A 16,404-nucleotide genomic window follows, 5' to 3' on the forward strand; every position below is an offset into this window, starting at 1 on the left:
CGCCCCGCGCCGCAGCCCGCCATGGGCGGGCGCGACGCGGGGCGTGCGGGCTACCAGCGGCGCCAGGATCGCTCGGTCGTCGCGCTCACCGTCAGCAGCGCCAGGCCATAGCCGATCGCGCCGGCGACCAGCAGCGACAGCACCGGCTGCTTCTCCACCACGCGGCCGACCTGCCTGGCAGCGCCCTGCGCGGCGTCCTTCGCCTCGCCATAGACTTCCTGGGCGCGGCCGGCCAGCTCGCGGGCGGTGCCGCTGGCCTGGTGGCCCACGTCGTTCGTCACCTCGCCATAGGCGCGCTGCGCCTTGCCGACGACGCCGCGCGCCGCCCCTTCGATATCATCGGTGTTCATGCGCATCCCCTGTGCGATGTGGCGTCCTGCAGGATCTGGCGGGCGCTCAGCGCCCGGCCACGTCCCGCACCGCGTCCTTCGCCTTGCCGGCGCCGCTCTGCAGCTTGCCCTCGGCCTTGTCCGCCGCGCCTTCCGCCTGGGTCTTGGTGTCGCCGGTCAGCTTGCCGATGCCTTCCTTGATGGCGCCCTTCACCTGCTTGGCAGCGCCTTCGATGCGATCGGAATCCATGAATGCCTCCTGTCCTGGCCCGGCAACCGCGGCGCGGACCATTCCGGTCGCCTGGGCGGCAGGGCCGGCAAGGAACACGCCGGGGATGATCCGGTTGCCGCCGCATCTTTCCGTGACCGCATGCAGGCGGCGGCAACCCGGGCGGGGCATGGCCGCAACGGCGGCCCGGCCGGTCAGCCCGGGCCGATCCCCGTCTCCTCCCGCCGGAGGCGGTCGATCTCCTCGCCATAGCGCCGCAGCAGATGCGCCTCGGTCAGCAGGCCCAGCACCCGCCGCGCCGGCCCGTCCACCACCGCCAGCGCCTCGGCCTCCGCCGCCTCGAACAGCTTCATGGCGTCGCGCGCATTGGTCCCGGGCAGCAGGGCGCTGTTTGCGTGCCGCGCCAGCTCCGCCAGGGTCGCGGTCGCCGGCGCGGCATGCGCTTCCGGCACCGAGACGATGCCGGCATAGCGGCCATCCGCGTCCAGCAGCACCGCCTGGACGGCGCTGCCCAGCGGCACCGCCTTGCGGAAGGCGGCCAGGTCGAGGTCGGCCGGCACGCTCTTCGGGTCCCGCCGCATCATCCGCCCGGCCGTCAGGTCGTTGATCCAGCCGACATCATGCGCGCTGCGGATCGTCTCCCCCCGCAGGTGGAAGCGCCAGGTGGCGAAGGAATAGCCGAACAGCCGCCGCACCGTGAGCCCGGCCACCAGCACCGCCGCCAGCACCAGGCCGGTGACCGCCAGGCTCCCCGTGGTCTCGAGCGCGAGGAAGGTCATGGCCAGCGGCGCGCCGATGACGGCGGCGCCGAAGGCGCTCATTCCCACGATGGACAGGATCAGCGGGTCCGGCCCCGGCGGCACGGCCAGGGCGACCAGGCCGGCGAACAGCTTGCCGCCCAGCGCGCCGATGAGGATGGAGGCGAAGAACAGCCCGCCGCGGAAGCCGCTGGCGACCGAGGCGATGGAGGCCAGCGCCTTCACCAGGATCAGCAGCAGCACGAGCCGCGCCGGCGTTTCCGTCACGAAGGCCAGGTGCAGCGCGCCATGGCCGGCCGACATCGCCACGGTGGAGACGGTGGCGAGGATGCCGACGCAGAGCCCGCCCAACACCAGCCGTAGCGGCTCCGCCGGCACGGCGCGGGCCAGCAGCCTTTCGGTCGCCGCCACGCCGCGCATCAGCAGGATGGCCGAGAGGCCGCAGAGGACGCCGACCAGCAGCGCCAGCGGATAGAGCTCGTCCTCCACCGCGCCGGGGGAGAGCGTCTCCATCGCATAGGTGCCGGCCTGCAGCGCCCGCGCCACCACCACGGCGGAGACGGCCGAGGCCATCACCGGGAACAGCGCGCCGATGCTGTAGCTGCCGATGACGAGTTCGAAGGCGTAGAAGGCGCCGGTCAGCGGCGCGTCGAAGGCGGCGGCGATGGCGCCGGCGGTGCCGGCGCCGACCAGCACGCGCAGGTCGCCCCGCCGCAGCGCGAAGAACAGGCCGATGCGGGAGGCGAGGCCGCCGCCGGCCTGGGCATAGCCGGCTTCCAGCCCGACCGAGGCCCCGGCGCCGTTCGACAGGATGGTCTGCGCCCCGACCACCGCGGCATCGGTCAGCGACAGGCGGCCGCCATGCAGCGCATTCGCCTCGATGGGATCGACCGGCGGCTTCGGCCGCCGCCGCTTCAGCCAGCGGTTGAAGCCGGCCAGCACCAGCCCGCCCAGCGCCGGCACCAGCACCAGCCGCCAGTCCGGGATGTCCAGCGCGGCGGAGAGCCGGACCTGCGGCCCGATGCCGTAGAGCAGCACGTGCAGCCAATGCGCCGCCGTGCCCATGGCCCAGGCCAGCACGCCGACCAGGGCGCCGATGACGGCGGCCAGGGCGACCACCGCCACCTCGCTGGTGCGGACCAGCGCGCGCAACGCAGCGGCGCGGCTGCGCAGGGCGCGGACGGGGCGGTGGGCCATGCCATGCATCACCCACGGTGCTAGAGCAGATCGTGCCCCGATGACATCATCCGAGCACGCGAGAATGCGCCGCGGCGGCCGGCCGGAGCATCCCGCGTGAGCGAATGTGAACGCGGGATGCCCGAAGGTCGTGGTCCGCGCGCCGGCGCATGGCCCCCGGGGTGCCGGCCCGCCGGCCGGGCTATTCGGCGCGGATGTTGTTGGCCCGCACCACCTCGCCCCAGCGGGCATGGTCGCGCCGCATGATCTCGCCCAGCGCTTCCGGCGTGCCGCCGCCCGGCTCGTCGCCGCGGCTGGTGATGTTCTGCCGGATGGCGGGGTCCTGGCAGGCCTGGTTCACCGCGGCATTGGCGCGCCGGATGACCTCGGGCGGGGTGCCCTTGGGGCCGAACAGCCCGATCCAGGCCAGCACGACGAAATCCTGCACGCCGGATTCGGTGGCGGTCGGAATGTCGGGGAAGGCCGGGATGCGCTGCGCCGTCGTCGCCATCAGGGCCCGCAGCTGGTTCGCCTGCACGAAGGGCGCGACCACGCTGGCGCCGTCCGCCATGATCTGGAAGCGGCCGGCGATGAAGTCCTGCATGGCCGGGCCGCTGCCGCGATAGGGGACATGCGTCATCTCCGGCCCGCCGATGCGGCTGCGGAACAGCTCCATCGTCACATGCGACAGGCTGCCGGAACTGGCCGAGCCATAGTCGACGTCGCCCTTCTTCTCCTTCGCCCAGGCGGCGAACTCGGTCACCGTCCGCGCCGGCACCGACGGGTGCAGGCAGAAGATCAGGCCGCTGGTCAGCATCATCGCGATGGGGTCGAGGTCCAGCGGGTTGAACCGCATGGACGGCATGGTGTGCGGGTTGATGACGATGGGGTTGGCATTGCCGACCAGCAGCGTGTAGCCGTCCGGCCGGGCGCGCAGCACCTGTTCGGTGCCGAGGTTGCCGCCGGCGCCGCCGCGGTTGTCGATGACCACCGGCTGGCCCAGCGCCTGCTGCATGCCGTTCTGCAGCACCCGCGCGGCGAAGTCGGTCTGCCCGCCGGGCGGAAAGCCCACCACCAGCGTCACCGGCCGGGTCGGCCAGGGCGCCTGGCCGAGCGCAGGCGCGGCGAGCGCGCCGCCGGCCAGGGTGAGCGCGGTGCGGCGCGTCAGCGCGCCGCGGAGGGGGATGGTCATCGGCGTTGCCTCCGGCGGGTAGTGCCAGGGGCCGATAGCAGCGCCGCCGCGCCGCGCCCAGCGCCTTCGAGCCGTTCCGGTTCGGCCGATGCGCTCGCGATGGCGGGTGCGGGTGGCTGGCCGCCGCGGCGGCGCCGGTGCAGGCTGCCGGCAAGGACGATCCGGGAGGACACCGCATGACCTTGACCCGCCGCGCGGCCCTGGCCGCGCCCGCCCTGCTGCTGGCCGCGCGGGCGCCGGCGCAGCCGGGCTTCCCCGGCCGCCCCGTCCGCATCGTGGTGCCCTATACCCCCGGCGGCGTGTCCGACATCACCGCCCGGCTGATGGCGGAGCCGCTGGCGGCGGCCTGGGGCCAGGCCGTGCCGGTGGAGAACCGCGCCGGCGCCGATGGCGTGATCGGGACCGAGGCGGTGGCGCGCAGCGCGCCGGATGGCCACACGCTGGCCCTCGTCTCGGTCGGGCATCCGGTCAACGCGGCCTATTACAAGCTGCCCTACGACACGATGCGCGACTTCAGCTTCGTGACGCAGACCACCTCCACCCCCTTGGTCCTGTGCGCCGGCAAGGGGTTCGGGCCGGGCACGGTCGCCGACCTGATCGCGCATGCGAAGAAGAACCCCGGCGTGACCTTCGCCGGCACCGGCGGCGTGGTGCGGCTGGCGCCGGTGCTGTTCGGCCAGCAGACCGGGACGGAACTGACCTATGTGCCCTACCGCGGCAGCACCCAGGCGCATCCGGACCTGATGGCCGGGCGGGTGGACATCATGTTCGACACGGTGCCGGCGGCGCTGCCGCATATCCAGTCCGGCGCGTTGAAGGCGATCGCCACCACCGGCGCGAAGCGGGCGCCGCAACTGCCGGACGTGCCGCTGGTGGCGGAAACGCTGCCGGGCTTCGAGGCCAGCACCTGGGGCATGGTGATCGCGCCGGCGGGGCTGCCGGAGGCACTGCTGGCGAAGCTGAACGCCGATTGCGTCGCGGCGCTGCGACGGCCGGAGGTGGTGGAGAAGCACCGCGTGCTGGGGGCGGAGGTGGTGACATCCTCGCCGGCGGAGATCCGCGGCTTCTGCGAGAGCGAGATGAGGAAATGGGGCGATGCCGCGCGGAAGGCGGGGATCGTGCCGCAATAGCGCCGGCTTGACGCGGCGGGGCAGGCAGGCGGAGGCTTCCCGCAACGACGAAGGGAAGGACACGCCATGCACCGGATGCTGGGCGCCATCGCGGCGCTGGCCCTGCTGACCGCGCCCGCGCCGCGCGCCACGGCGCAGCCGCAGCCGCCGCAATACCAGGTGGACCCCTTCTGGCCGAAGCCGCTGCCGAACCGCTGGGGCATCGGCCAGGCCGCCGGCGTCGCTACCGATGCGCGCGACCATGTCTGGGTGATCCATCGCCCGCGCACCATGACGCGCGACGAGGCCGGCGCGGCGCAGACGCCACCGCTGAGCGAATGCTGCATCCCGGCGCCCTCCGTCGTCGAATTCGACCCGGACGGCAACGTCGTGCAGGCCTGGGGCGGGCCAGGCCACCATCCGAGTTGGCCGGAGAACGAGCACGGGATCTACGTCGATCACCGCGACCGCGTCTGGATCGCCGGCAACGGCAACAACGACCATGTCCTGCTGGCTTTCACCCGCACGGGCCAGTTCATCCGCCAGATCGGCCTCCACCGCGAGACCGGCGGCAGCAACGACACCCAGCGGCTTGGCCGGCCCGCGGATGTCGAGGTCGATCCGGAGACGGACGAGATCTATGTCGCCGACGGCTATGGCAACCGCCGCGTCATCGTCTTCGACAGCAACACCGGCGCCTACAAGCGGCACTGGGGCGCCTATGGCGAGCGGCCGCCGGCCGACGACCCGCTGCCGGCCTACCGCCCCGGCGAATCCGCCGGCACGCCGGCACGTTTCTTCCGCAACCCCGTGCATTGCGTGCGGCTGGCGCGCGACGGGCTGCTCTATGTCTGCGACCGCGCCAATGACCGCATCCAGGTCTTCCGCAAGGACGGGTCCTTCGTGCGGGAATTCGTCGTGGCGCCCGACACGCTGGGCAGCGGGTCCGTCTGGGACATGGATTTCCTGCCGGACCGCGGGCAGAGCGTGCTCTTCGCCGCCGATGGGTCGAACAACGTCATGTGGATGCTGGAGAGGGGCGGCGGCGCGCTGCTCGGCCGCTTCGGGCGCAACGGCCGCAATGCCGGCGAATTCCACTGGGTCCACAACATGGCGGTGGACAGCCGCGGCAACATCTTCACGACGGAGGTCGATACCGGCAAGCGCGTGCAGCGCTTCCGGCTGATGGGCCAGTTCCCGCGGTAGGGACGGGAAGCTTGGGGAGGAAAAGGCATTTCCTCCCCAAACCCCACCTTTGCTTTCCGTGAGTCGGGCGCTGGCCACGCGGCAAGGTCCGACTTACAGAAATGGATGAGGGGCCCGGGGAGAATATCTTCTCCCCGGCCTGTCCTTCCTACAGCGCCGCCGCCACGGTCACCCGCACCGCCAGCGGCTCGACCGGGTGGAAATGCCGGTCGGCGACGCCCGCTGCCGGCTCCCCAGGCAGGCGCGACGTGTAGAAATAGTCGATCTGGCTGGCCTTGGTGTTGAACAGGTTGAAGGCATCGAGTTGCAGCGTGATGCCGCGGTCGAAGCGGTAGCCCAGCCGGGCATTCACCAGCGCGGTGGTGCGCGATGTCTCCTTGCCGTCCTCGGTCAGCGGGCGCGGGCCGAAGACGCGCAGGCGCGTGGCGCCGAACCAGCCCGGCCCCTCGTCCCAGGTGGCGCCGGCGGCCAGCACCAGGCTCGGCGCGCCGGGGATGCGGTTGCCCGCCGGGTCATCCTGCGTGAAGCGCGCCCGCGTCGCCGCCACGTCGAGGTCCAGCGCCAGGGCCGGCGTCGCCTGCCAGCGATTGGTCCATTCGACGCCGAGGCGGCGGCTGGCGCGGCTCGCCTCCGTCGTCCCGGCATCGCCGAGGAAGACGATCTCCGACCCCAGATCCAGCACGAAGAAGGCCAGCCGGCTGTCGAGGCCGGGCAGCGCCCGCGTGGCGATGCCGATCTCCGCCCCCTTGGCGCGGACCAGCAGCGGCACGCGGGTCAGCGGCGTCAGCCGGTCCGCCGGGTCCACGCGGATGGTGGCGCCACGCAGGTCGTTGCTGTGGAAGCCGGTGCCGGCATTGACGAAGAATTCCGTCGCCCACCAGGGCCCCAGCACCAGGCCGATCTTGGGGCTGCCGATCCATTCGCCGGCAGTGCCGGTGTTCGCCGGCGTGTCGCTGCGGACGCGGCCGCCCATCCAATCGGCCCGCAGCCCGCCGGTCAGCCGCAGCCAGTCCGTCGCGCGCACCGTGGTGTCGGTGAAGACCCCGACGCTGTCCTGCGTCACCCGGTCCTCCCGCACGGTGGACAGCGCCTGCCGCGCCACCGTGCGGAACAGGCCGAGCCGGATGTCGTCATGCCGCGTCTGCACGCCGAAGCGCGTCTCGGCCTCCCGCCCCAGCAGCGTCCAGGGCACGGCATGGGAGCCCTCCCCGCCCAGAACCCAGCGGCGGTCGCGCTGGTGGAACTGGTCGCCATTCCCGGGGTCGTCCAGGAAGTAGGTGAAGTTGTTGTAGAGGTCGAGCGTGGAGCGGATGGCATAGGCGCTGACGCGCGTGGTGCCGTACTCGCCGGTGCTGGCCCAGCGGCCGGAAAGGCTGAACCGCTGCGCCCGCCCGCCATCGGTCGGGTCCACCGTGCCGAAGCGGTCGATGATGCCAGCCGAGACGCCGCGCGCCGGCACCTGGTCCGTCGATCTCCAGCGGTTGTTGTAGGCCATGCCGGTCAGCGAGAACCCGTCCAGCGCCGTGCCCTGGCTGTAGCGCAGCACGCCGTTCAGCCGCGTCAGGTCGTCGCCGTTGCGCCAGGGGCCCTGGTAGGTCGCGACCTCCCCGGCCGCCAGCAGCGTGCCGTTGCCCATCGGGCGAGACCCGGCGGCGAGGCCGCGCCAATAGCCGAAGCTGCCGCCCGTGGCCTGCACCACGGCGCGTTCCAGGCTGTCCACCAGGTCCAGCCGCAGCGCGCCGGCCGTCGCGAAGTCACCGTCATCGGCGAAGTACGGGCCCTTGCGCACCCGCAGCCCGCCCAGCAGTTCCGGGATCAGGAAATTCAGGTCGGCATAGCCCTGGCCATGGGCATGGGTGCGCATGTTCAGCGGCATGCCATCCAGGGTGATCGCCAGGTCGGTGCCGTGGTCCAGGTTGAAGCCGCGCAGGAAGAACTGGTTCGCCTTCCCCTCGCCGCTGTGCTGGGTGACGATCAGCCCGGGCGCCGCCTCCAGCGCCTCTCCCACGCGGGCGACCGGGCGTGCGGCCAGTTCGGCGCGCGACACCTGCCGCTCGCTGGCCGCGGCCGCCGGCGGCTCCGCCGCGCCGGTCACGGTGATGACGGGCATCTCCTCCTGCGCCGCCGCCGCCCCGGACAGCAGCAGCACGGCCATCGCCCAGCCGCTCCGCACCGGCCGTCGTCCTCATACCAATCCGCAAAATCCTCACACGGCCGTTGCCGGCGCGCAACCCGCCGGGCAGGCTGCGGCGCCACATCGGGGGACGCCATGCACCGCATCACCATCACCATCGACGAGGAGCTGCTGGCCGTGGTGGACGCGCTGGCCGCCGCCAAGGGCTATGCCAGCCGGTCGGAGGCGATCCGCGACCTGCTGCGCGCCGAGACCGCCCGCACCGCGGCACTGGCGCCGGCGACGCCCTGCGTGGCCACGCTGAGCTATGTCTACGACCACGCGGCGCGCGACCTGGCGCGGCGGCTGGCGGCGGAACACCACGCCCACCACGACCTGTCCATCGCCAGCCTGCATGTGCACCTGGACCATGACAGCTGCCTGGAAGTCGCTGCGCTGCGCGGCCAGGCGGGCGCCGTCAGGCGCTTCGCCGATGCGGTGACGGCCGGGCGCGGCGTGCGGCACCACGCGCTGCACATGGTGCCGGCACGCGTCGAGAATGCCGTGCACGATCATGGCGCGGGGGCGACGAAGCACACCCATATCCACGCGTAGCACCGGGAGAGGGCGCTGCCCTCTCCCGGTCCCTCACCCGCCAGGGGCCGAAAGGCCCTTGGAACCCTCGAGTCAGCGAAGGGGAAGGGCGTACAGCAGCCCGCCCTTGGTCCAGATCTCGTTCGGGCCGCGCTCCAGCCCCACCGGCGTGTCGGGGCCCATGGTGCGGTTGTAGATCTCGCCGTAATTCCCCAGGGCGCGGACGATGTTGAAGGCCCAGGCGCGGTCCAGCTTCAGCGCCTCCCCCAGTTCCGGCGTCACGCCCAGCAGGCGGCGGGTGTTCGGGTTCTGGCTGCTGCGGCGCATCTCCTCGGCATTGGCGCGGGTCACGCCCTGCTCCTCCGCCTCAATCAGCGCATAGGTGTACCAGCGCACCACGTCGAACCATTGCGGATCGTCGCGCCGGACATAGGCACCGTAGGGCTCCTTGCTGAAGCGCTCCGGCAGGATGGTCCAGTCCTTCGGGTTGGGCATGGAGGACCGGGCGCCCGCCAGCTGCGAGGCATCCGTGCCGAAGGCGTCGCACCGGCCGGCGACCAGCGCCGCCACCGCCTGGTCCGTGCGTTCGAACAGCACGGGCTGGAAGCGCTGGTTGATGCTGCGGAAGTAGTCCGCCGTCACCTGCTCATTCGTCGTGCCCTGGATCAGGCAGATGGTCGCGCCCGCCATCTCCGCGGCCTTGGTGATACCGGCATTCGCCTTCACCATGAAGCCGTGGCCATCATAGAAATAGGTCACGGCATGCCGCAGGCCGAGCGTGACGTCGCGCAGCATGGTCTGCGTGCTGGTGCGGAACAGCACGTCCACCTCCCCCGACCCCAGCGCGGTGAAGCGGGTGGAGGAACTCAGCGGCACGAAGCGCACCTTGGACGCATCGTTGAAGATCGCCACCGCCAGGCCGCGGCAGAGATCCACGTCCAGCCCCTGCCAGGCGCCGCGGCTGTCCGGCAGGGCGAAGCCGGCGATGCCGGTATGGATGCCGCAGACCAGCTGGCCGCGGGCCTTCACCGCTTCCAGCGTCTGCTGCGCCTGCGCGGCGCCGCCGCCCAGCAGCGCGCCGGCCAGCGCCGCCGCGGCCAGCAGGACTCGTCCGAACATGATCCCGGTTCCTTCGTCCAGAAAACGGGACACTGTGCGGGGAAGCGGCCGGGGGTCAATCTCGGTCCGCCGGCGAATCAGGGCGCTGGAACGGCTTCTGCCTGTTTCGTGGGCACGATCCGCCCATCCTCCATCGCGATGATGCGGTCGGCGATGTCCAGGATGCGCGGGTCGTGCGTCACCAGCAGGATCGGCACGCCGCGCCGCTTCGCCAGGTCGCGCAGCAGCCGCACCACCTCCCCACCGGATTGCCGGTCCAGCGCCGCGGTCGGCTCGTCCGCCAGGATCAGCCCGGGGTCGCCGGCCAGCGCCCGCGCGACCGCCACCCGCTGCCGCTGCCCGCCGGAAAGCTGCGCCGGCCGGCTGGCCCCGCGGTCGCTTAGGCCGACGGCCGCCAGCATGGCCGTCGCCCGCTCCAGCCGCGCCCGCTCGGACGTCGCCGGGTCAAGCTCGATCGACATGGCGACATTCTGCTGTGCGGTCAGGAAGCCCAGCAGGTTGTGCTGCTGGAAGATGAAGCCGATGCGCCGGCGCAGCGCCACGCGCTGCCCTTCGGACGCGCCGAGCAGCTCCTCCCCCAGCACGCGGCAGCGCCCTTCCTGCATCGCCCGCAGCGCGCCGATCAGCGTCAGCAGCGTGGTCTTGCCGCTGCCGGATGGGCCGGTCAGCAGCACGATCTCGCCGGGCGCCAGGGTCAGGGCGATGTCGCGCAGCACCGGCCGGCGCAGCTCGCCCTCGCCATAGGCGTAGCCGAGGCCGGCGATCTCGACCGGCGCCGTCATGGCCTGGTCCGCCGCGGCGGCAGCGCCTCCAGCAGCAGGAAGCCGGCGGCCAGCGCCAGGCCGAAGCCGGCCAGCGCGCAGCCCGGCGTGCTGAGCGCCGGGCCGAGGCCGAGCAGCAGCGCCAGGCTGGCGCCAACCCAGGCGAGCTCAAGCACAAGCACCGTCACGGTCGCGCCGCGCGGCACCGGCCCGCCGCGCGCCGCCAGCCAGACCCCGGTGGCCAGCGCCAGCAGCGCCAGGCCGGCCAGGCGCAGCGCCGCCGCCGTGCCGCCGTCCGGCAGCGCTTCCAGCAGCGGCACCGCGAAGGCGGCGAAGACCGCGCCGAAGCCGATGCAGCCGAACAGGAGAGGGGGGATGCGCATCAGAACATGTCCGCCGGGTTGGCGTCCCGCAGCTTGCGCATGGCCAGCAGCCCGGCCGTGGCGCACATGGTGAAGATCATGGCGAAGACGCCCAGCGCGCGCTCCGCATCCATCTCCAGCGGCAGGAAGGTGCCCTTGCCGACGAAGTCGTAGAGCGCGGTGGAGAGCGCGAAGCCGGGCAGGAAGCCGAGCACGGCGAGGATCAGCGCCGCCGACAGCACCGCGCGGCCCAGGTAGAAGTTGGAATAGCCCATCGCCTTCAGCGTGGCGTATTCCTTCAGGTGGCTGGCGATGTCGCTGAACAGGATCTGATAGACGATCACCATCCCGACGATCAGTCCCATGATGCTGCCGAACATGAAGATGAAGCCGATCGGCGTCGCTTCCTCCCAGTAGTCGCGCTCGAACTGCACCAGCTCGCGGCCGTTGAAGACGCGCACGTCGGGCGGCATCACCGCGCGCAGCCGCGCCGCGGCGGCGGCGGGATCGGCGCCGGGCGCCAGCTTGATGGCGACCAGATCCACCTGGCTGACCAGGCGTTCCTTCACCAGCCGGCGGAAATTCGTCTCCGACATCACCACATTGCCGTCGGCGCCGAAGGACGGCCCGATCTCGATCAGCCCGACCACCTCCATTCGCCGGTTCGCCACCTGCGCCTGGAAGGGACCGCGATCGGCCAGCAGCGCCGGCACCGGGCCGAATTCCGGACGCGACCGCAGGTCGAAGGCCATGGTGTCCGGCTGCTTCAGCGCCGGGATCAGCGGCGCCAGGCCGGGAAAGTCCATCACCCCCGCCTCCAGGTCGAAGCCGACCAGCTGGATCGGCCGGCGCGTGCCGTTGACCGGGTTCCGCCAGGTCGCCTGCGCCAGGTAGACGGGCACGGCCTGCGCCACTTCCGGCAGGGCCAGCGCCTGGCTGGCCCGCACCCGCGGCAGCGTCTCCGGCTTGAAGCTCACCACCGTCAGCGGATGCATCAGGTAGAGGTCGGCGCGGAAGCTGGCCAGCAGCGCTGTGGCGCTGTCGAACAGCGCCGACCGGAACCCCAGCTGCATGAAGACCAGCACGCAGGCGAACATCACGCCGGCGATGGCGGAGAACAGCCGCGCCTTCTCCGCCCGCAGCTGCCGCCAGGCCAGCCGCGCCGGCAGCCACAGCGCCGCGGCGGGGTCGATGCGGCGCGGGCTGCGCGCCACCGGCGGGGGCGACGGCTCCCCGGTCAGCTCCGGCGCCCAGGGAAGGTAACCGGGCGTCGCCGCCGGGACCGGCGGATGACGGGCATGCGCGTTCATGGCCGGATCGCCACCTGCACCTGCATGTTGCTGCGTCGCTCCAGCACGGCGCGGCCTTCCTCGCCGAGCGTGAGGCGCACCTCGACCGTCCGTGCATCCACCGCCGCCACCGGGTCGGTGCCGGCCTGGGTGGTACGACGGACCTGCCAGCCGATCTCCCGCAGCGTCGCGGCGAAGCGCCGGCTCTCGCCCGGCACCACCACCTCGGCCTGGGCGCCCGACCGCAGGCGGGGCACGTCGGTCTCGAACACGTCGGCCACGACATCCATGGCGGACAGGTCGGCCAGGTCCAGCAGCCCGTCATTGCCCACCTGGTCGCCGGGGCGGGCATAGATCTTCAGGATGGTGCCGGCGATCGGCGCGGCAACGCGGGACAGGGTGGCATCGGCCTGCGCCTTCAGCAGGGCCGCCTCGGCCGCCGCCAGCTCGGCCTCGGCCACCACCAGGTCCTCCGGCCGCGGCCGCTGCAGGCGCTCGAGCACGGCGATCGCCTCGGCCCGCTCGGCCGCGGCGCGGCTGGCGGCGAAGCGGTTGCGCTCGGCGGCGGCGATGTTGCCGGCGCCGGAGGGCAGCAGCGCCTCGGCCCGCTCCGCCTCCCGCCGCGCGCTCGCCTCGGCCGCCTGCAGCGCCTGGATGCGGGCGCGCTGCGCCTCGATCTCCTCCGGCCGGCCGGCGGCGCGGATGCGGGCGAGGGAGGCGCGGGACTGCGCCACCTGCGCCTCGGCCTGCGCCACCGCGGCATCGCGCTGCACCGCATCGGCGAAGACGGCCAGAAGCTGCCCCGCCTCCACCCGGTCGCCTTCGGCCACCAGCAGGCGGTCCAGCCGCGCCACGTTGAAGCCGCCGGGCTGGTTCAGCTTGCGGATGCGGGACGCCGGCTCCACCCGTCCCAGCGCGCCGACGCCGACCGGCTGGGCCGGCGCGGCCGCCACCGGCGCGGCGCGGTCGGCCGTGCCGTCGCGGGTCCAGAACAGGGCGCCGGCCCCGGCCACGGCCAGGACCAGCCCCGCCAGCAGCAGGGCCCTGCGGCTCATTCGCCCGCCTCGCTCGAAGGGTCGAGCGCGGCGGCGAATTCCGCCTCGTCCAGCGCGTCGCGGGCCATCAGGGTGGCGTCCCAGCCATCCGGGCAGCCGAGCATGGCGGCGATGGCGCCCAGCCAGGCCGGCGGCGCCGGCCCGGCCTGGGTGGCGGCGGCGGCGGCGCCGGCCAGCAGCATCACGCCGGCGGCGGCGAGCAGGACGGGGCCTAGCCGCATGGCGGGGCCACCAGCAGGCGGGAGAGGGCGGCATGCATGTCGTCGCGCTCCTGCTTGGTCGGGGTGTAGAGGCCGAAGATGCGGGCCATGAACAGCCCGTCGCCGGCGGCCATGACGATGCCGCCGACGCCCGGCGCCAGCCCGTCCGTCGCCAGCGTCCGGCGCATCTGCGCGATTACCGCGCGGATCGGGTCCAGCAGGGCGGGGTCGTGGTGGAAGGCGGCCAGGAAGACGGCGGCGGCGCGGTCGCAGCGTTCGTTGATCGCTTCGGGCGCCATCTCGAAGGCCCAGGCCAGCATGGTGCGGGCGACGCGGCCGGGGCCCTCCGGCTGGGACGCGACCATCGCCTCGAAATCCTGCCGCATGAACTCGGCCATGCGGCCGAGCAGGCCGGTGATCAGCGCTTCCTTCGAGGCGAAGTGGTAGAGCAGCCCGCCCTTGGAGACCCCGGCCTCCCGCGCCGCGGCCTCCAGCGTCAGATGGGCGACGCCGCGGGCCCGGACGATCGCCTCGGCGGCATCGAGGATCCGGGTCCGGGCATCATGCGGTGCCGGTGAAGGGGGGGCCGTAGCCTGGGTCGTTGCTGGGCTAGCGCTCATGCCCTCTAACTATACCGGCTGGACGGTATGTCAACCGTCCAGCCGGTACAGAATTGCGAAGGGCCAATGACAAGGCCAGGCCCGATGGTGGCGGATGCCTGGCCCAAGGCACGGCGGGCAACCGCGGCCTGCCCGGCCATGCCAGCCTGTGGGTCGCCCAAGACACTGATCGTGTTGTAGTTTTGGGCTGCGTCGGGTGTCCGTCGCGGACCGGACCGCCCCGGACGTCCCCGCCCCGCGCAGCGTGGCGGCGCGCCGGTTCGCCAGCGCCCAGGCCTGATCGCGGCCCGGGGTGCTCAGGCCGGGCCGGGATGTGTCGGCGGGTCCGGCCAGCGCCGGTGCAGCCAGAGCCATTCCGCCGGCCTCTCCCGGATCCAGTCCGACAGGCGGTCATTGATCGCCTGGGTCAGCGCCCGGATCGCCGCCTGCCGGTCGGGCAGGTCGGGCAGCGGCAGCGGCGGGTCGACCACCAGGCGGAAGCGGCAGGCGCCCAGGCGCTGCACGCGCCCCGGGATGACCGGGCAGCGGAAGCGCAGCGCCAGCTGGGCCGGCGCCGGCGCCGTCATGGCCGGGATGCCCAGCAGCGGCACGGCGATGCCGTCGTTCAGCTTCTGGTCGGCCAGCATGCCCAGGACGCCGCCGCCGGACAGGAAGCGCAGCGCCGCCCGTGCCCCCTGCGCCCCCTTAGGAAAGAGCGGCAGCGGCTCGCCCGCCACCGCCCGCGCCCGCAGCCCGTTCACCAGCGAATCCACGGCGGCGTTGTCGGCCGCCCGGTAGATGCTGCCCATGCGGATGCCGAGGCGGTCCAGGGCAGGGGGCAGGACCTCCCAATTCCCGATATGGCCGCTGAGCAGGATGGCCGGCCCGCCCGCCGCGGCGATGGGCGCCAGGTGCTCCGCGCCCTCGATCTCCCAGTGAAGCGCCGGCAGGTGCGGCAGTTCGGCGATGGTGCGGCCCAGGTTGTCCCACATGCCGCGCAGCACGCGCCGCCGCGCCGCCGCGTCCAGACCCGGCAGGGCGCGGGCCAGGTTGCGCCGCGCGACGGCCGAGACGGGCAGCCAGGGCCCCAGGCTGCGCGCCAGCCAGCCGCCGGCATCGGAGGCGCGCACCGGCCCCAGCGCCCGCGCCAGCGCCAGCAGCAGGTGAACGGCCGCCCGTTCCAGGGCGAATTGCAGGCGGCGCAGGATGGGCCGGCCAGGGTCAGGCGGGCACGGGGACCCGCTGCGCCAGCGGGTCGATCAGCGCCTCGATCGCCGCCGTCTCCTCCCACTCCAGCCGCACCGTCACCACGGTGACGCGGCTGCGGAAGGCGGGCGGGATCCGGACGAAATCCTTGCGGGTGGTGACGGGAATGGCCCGCAGCCGGTCGGCCTCGGCCAGGATGTCGCGCAGCTCCCCCTCGTCATAGGGGTAGTGGTCGGCGAAGGGCAGGCGGCCGGCCAGCACCGCCCCGGCCTCCTGCAATGTCCCGAAGAATTTGCGCGGGTTGGCGATGCCGCAGAAGGCATAGACCGGCTGGCCCGCCAGCAGCTCCGCTTCCGGCCCCGGCACCAGCCGGGCGCGCAGCACTGGCAGCCGCGGCGGCAATTGCGCCAGGGCGCCCGTCTCGTCCTCCCCGATCAGCACGGCGGCGCGGCAGCGGGCGGCGGCGGCGGCCGGGGCTTCCCGCAGCGGCCCGGCCGGGATGACGCGGCCATTGCCGAAGCCGTAGGTGCCGTCGATCACCAGCAGCGACAGGTCCTTCGCCAGGGTCGGGTTCTGCAGCCCGTCATCCATGACGATCGTCTGCGCCCCGCCCTCCACCGCGGCGCGGGCGCCGGCGCCGCGATCGGCCGAGATCCAGGCCGGGCGCTCGGCCGCCAGCAGCAGCGCCTCATCCCCCACCGCCCGGCTGTCATGCCGCGCCGGGTCCACGCGCAACGGGCCCTGCAGCGTGCCGCCATAGCCGCGCAGCAGGAAATGCACGGCGACGCCGCGCTTCGCCAGCCGCTGGCCGAGATCGAGCGCCACCGTCGTCTTGCCGGCGCCGCCGGCCGTGGCGTTGCCGCAGCAGAGGACGGGGACCGGCGCCTGCCAGCCCGGCCGGCGCATCCGCCGCGCGGTGGCGGCGGCATAGATGGCCGCAATGGGGGAGAGGAGGAGGGGCACGGCGCCCCGGCCATCGCCGGTCCAGAACTCGGGGGCTCGGATCACGCCTGGGTCTGTCCTCGCATCGTCATGGCCGGGCGGCGCCGCGGCCTCGCTCCCGGCCGCCGGCCCGGCGGCCGCCGGCAGGTCCGGTCGGCCGCGCCG

General features: G+C 73.3%; 17 protein-coding genes. 3 read left to right on the forward strand and 14 right to left on the reverse strand.

Annotated features, from left to right (window positions below; all coding sequences use genetic code 11):
• Positions 1-50 precede the first annotated feature (50 nt).
• From E2C05_RS12775 to E2C05_RS12790, 4 genes are all read right to left on the reverse strand, one after another.
• On the reverse strand, positions 51-350 hold the full coding sequence (locus E2C05_RS12775; RefSeq protein WP_133220023.1) for a CsbD family protein: 300 nt from the start codon (positions 348-350) through the stop codon (positions 51-53).
• Between the two features lie 46 nt (positions 351-396).
• On the reverse strand, positions 397-579 hold the full coding sequence (locus tag E2C05_RS12780) for a CsbD family protein (protein WP_133220024.1): 183 nt from the start codon (positions 577-579) through the stop codon (positions 397-399).
• A gap of 173 nt (positions 580-752) precedes the next feature.
• On the reverse strand, positions 753-2,513 hold the full coding sequence (locus E2C05_RS12785) for a chloride channel protein (RefSeq protein WP_133220025.1): 1,761 nt from the start codon (positions 2,511-2,513) through the stop codon (positions 753-755).
• A gap of 181 nt (positions 2,514-2,694) precedes the next feature.
• Entirely contained in the window at positions 2,695-3,684 is a 990-nt protein-coding gene (locus E2C05_RS12790; RefSeq protein ID WP_133220026.1) for a Bug family tripartite tricarboxylate transporter substrate binding protein, read from the reverse strand.
• A gap of 176 nt (positions 3,685-3,860) precedes the next feature.
• On the opposite strand from E2C05_RS12790, the gene E2C05_RS12795 reads away from it, so the two are divergent.
• Positions 3,861-4,814 (forward strand): tripartite tricarboxylate transporter substrate binding protein, encoded by a 954-nt coding sequence (locus E2C05_RS12795; RefSeq protein WP_133220027.1) that lies wholly within the window; start codon positions 3,861-3,863, stop codon positions 4,812-4,814.
• 66 nt (positions 4,815-4,880) lie between these two features.
• Positions 4,881-5,999, forward strand: coding sequence for an NHL repeat-containing protein (locus tag E2C05_RS12800; protein ID WP_133220028.1), 1,119 nt, complete (start codon positions 4,881-4,883; stop codon positions 5,997-5,999).
• A gap of 148 nt (positions 6,000-6,147) precedes the next feature.
• On the opposite strand, the gene E2C05_RS12805 is transcribed toward E2C05_RS12800, so the two are convergent.
• Complete coding sequence (locus tag E2C05_RS12805; protein WP_205082801.1) at positions 6,148-8,172, reverse strand: TonB-dependent receptor; 2,025 nt, start codon at positions 8,170-8,172, stop codon at positions 6,148-6,150.
• Positions 8,173-8,268: 96 nt separating this feature from the next.
• On the opposite strand from E2C05_RS12805, the gene nikR reads away from it, so the two are divergent.
• Entirely contained in the window at positions 8,269-8,727 is a 459-nt protein-coding gene (nikR, locus tag E2C05_RS12810; RefSeq protein ID WP_133220029.1) for a nickel-responsive transcriptional regulator NikR, read from the forward strand.
• Between the two features lie 72 nt (positions 8,728-8,799).
• On the opposite strand, the gene E2C05_RS12815 is transcribed toward nikR, so the two are convergent.
• The 9 genes from E2C05_RS12815 to lpxK form a co-directional block, all read right to left on the reverse strand.
• Positions 8,800-9,825, reverse strand: coding sequence for an amino acid ABC transporter substrate-binding protein (locus E2C05_RS12815; protein WP_133220030.1), 1,026 nt, complete (start codon positions 9,823-9,825; stop codon positions 8,800-8,802).
• Positions 9,826-9,902: 77 nt separating this feature from the next.
• The gene (locus tag E2C05_RS12820) at positions 9,903-10,607 is read right to left on the reverse strand and encodes an ATP-binding cassette domain-containing protein (RefSeq protein WP_133220031.1); all 705 of its coding nucleotides are present in this window, start codon (positions 10,605-10,607) and stop codon (positions 9,903-9,905) included.
• Entirely contained in the window at positions 10,604-10,969 is a 366-nt protein-coding gene (locus tag E2C05_RS12825) for a hypothetical protein (protein WP_133220032.1), read from the reverse strand. The genes E2C05_RS12820 and E2C05_RS12825 overlap by 4 nt, the downstream gene beginning before the upstream one ends.
• On the reverse strand, positions 10,969-12,258 hold the full coding sequence (gene devC / locus E2C05_RS12830) for an ABC transporter permease DevC (protein ID WP_133220033.1): 1,290 nt from the start codon (positions 12,256-12,258) through the stop codon (positions 10,969-10,971). Before devC ends, E2C05_RS12825 begins: the two co-directional genes overlap by 1 nt.
• A complete protein-coding gene (locus tag E2C05_RS12835; protein ID WP_158292093.1) occupies positions 12,255-13,292 on the reverse strand; it encodes an efflux RND transporter periplasmic adaptor subunit in 1,038 nt (345 codons plus the stop codon). The genes devC and E2C05_RS12835 overlap by 4 nt, the downstream gene beginning before the upstream one ends.
• Positions 13,289-13,513, reverse strand: a complete 225-nt coding sequence (locus tag E2C05_RS32985; protein ID WP_158292094.1) for a hypothetical protein — start codon at positions 13,511-13,513, stop codon at positions 13,289-13,291. The genes E2C05_RS12835 and E2C05_RS32985 overlap by 4 nt, the downstream gene beginning before the upstream one ends.
• Positions 13,504-14,112, reverse strand: a complete 609-nt coding sequence (locus tag E2C05_RS12840; protein ID WP_133220035.1) for a TetR/AcrR family transcriptional regulator — start codon at positions 14,110-14,112, stop codon at positions 13,504-13,506. The genes E2C05_RS32985 and E2C05_RS12840 overlap by 10 nt, the downstream gene beginning before the upstream one ends.
• A gap of 296 nt (positions 14,113-14,408) precedes the next feature.
• Positions 14,409-15,299, reverse strand: a complete 891-nt coding sequence (locus tag E2C05_RS12845) for a lysophospholipid acyltransferase family protein (RefSeq protein ID WP_133220036.1) — start codon at positions 15,297-15,299, stop codon at positions 14,409-14,411.
• A gap of 13 nt (positions 15,300-15,312) precedes the next feature.
• Entirely contained in the window at positions 15,313-16,302 is a 990-nt protein-coding gene (lpxK, locus tag E2C05_RS12850; protein ID WP_133220039.1) for a tetraacyldisaccharide 4'-kinase, read from the reverse strand.
• Between the last annotated feature and the right edge of the window lie 102 nt (positions 16,303-16,404).

This window comes from Paracraurococcus ruber (genome assembly GCF_004353985.1).
Classification (GTDB): domain Bacteria; phylum Pseudomonadota; class Alphaproteobacteria; order Acetobacterales; family Acetobacteraceae; genus Paracraurococcus; species Paracraurococcus ruber.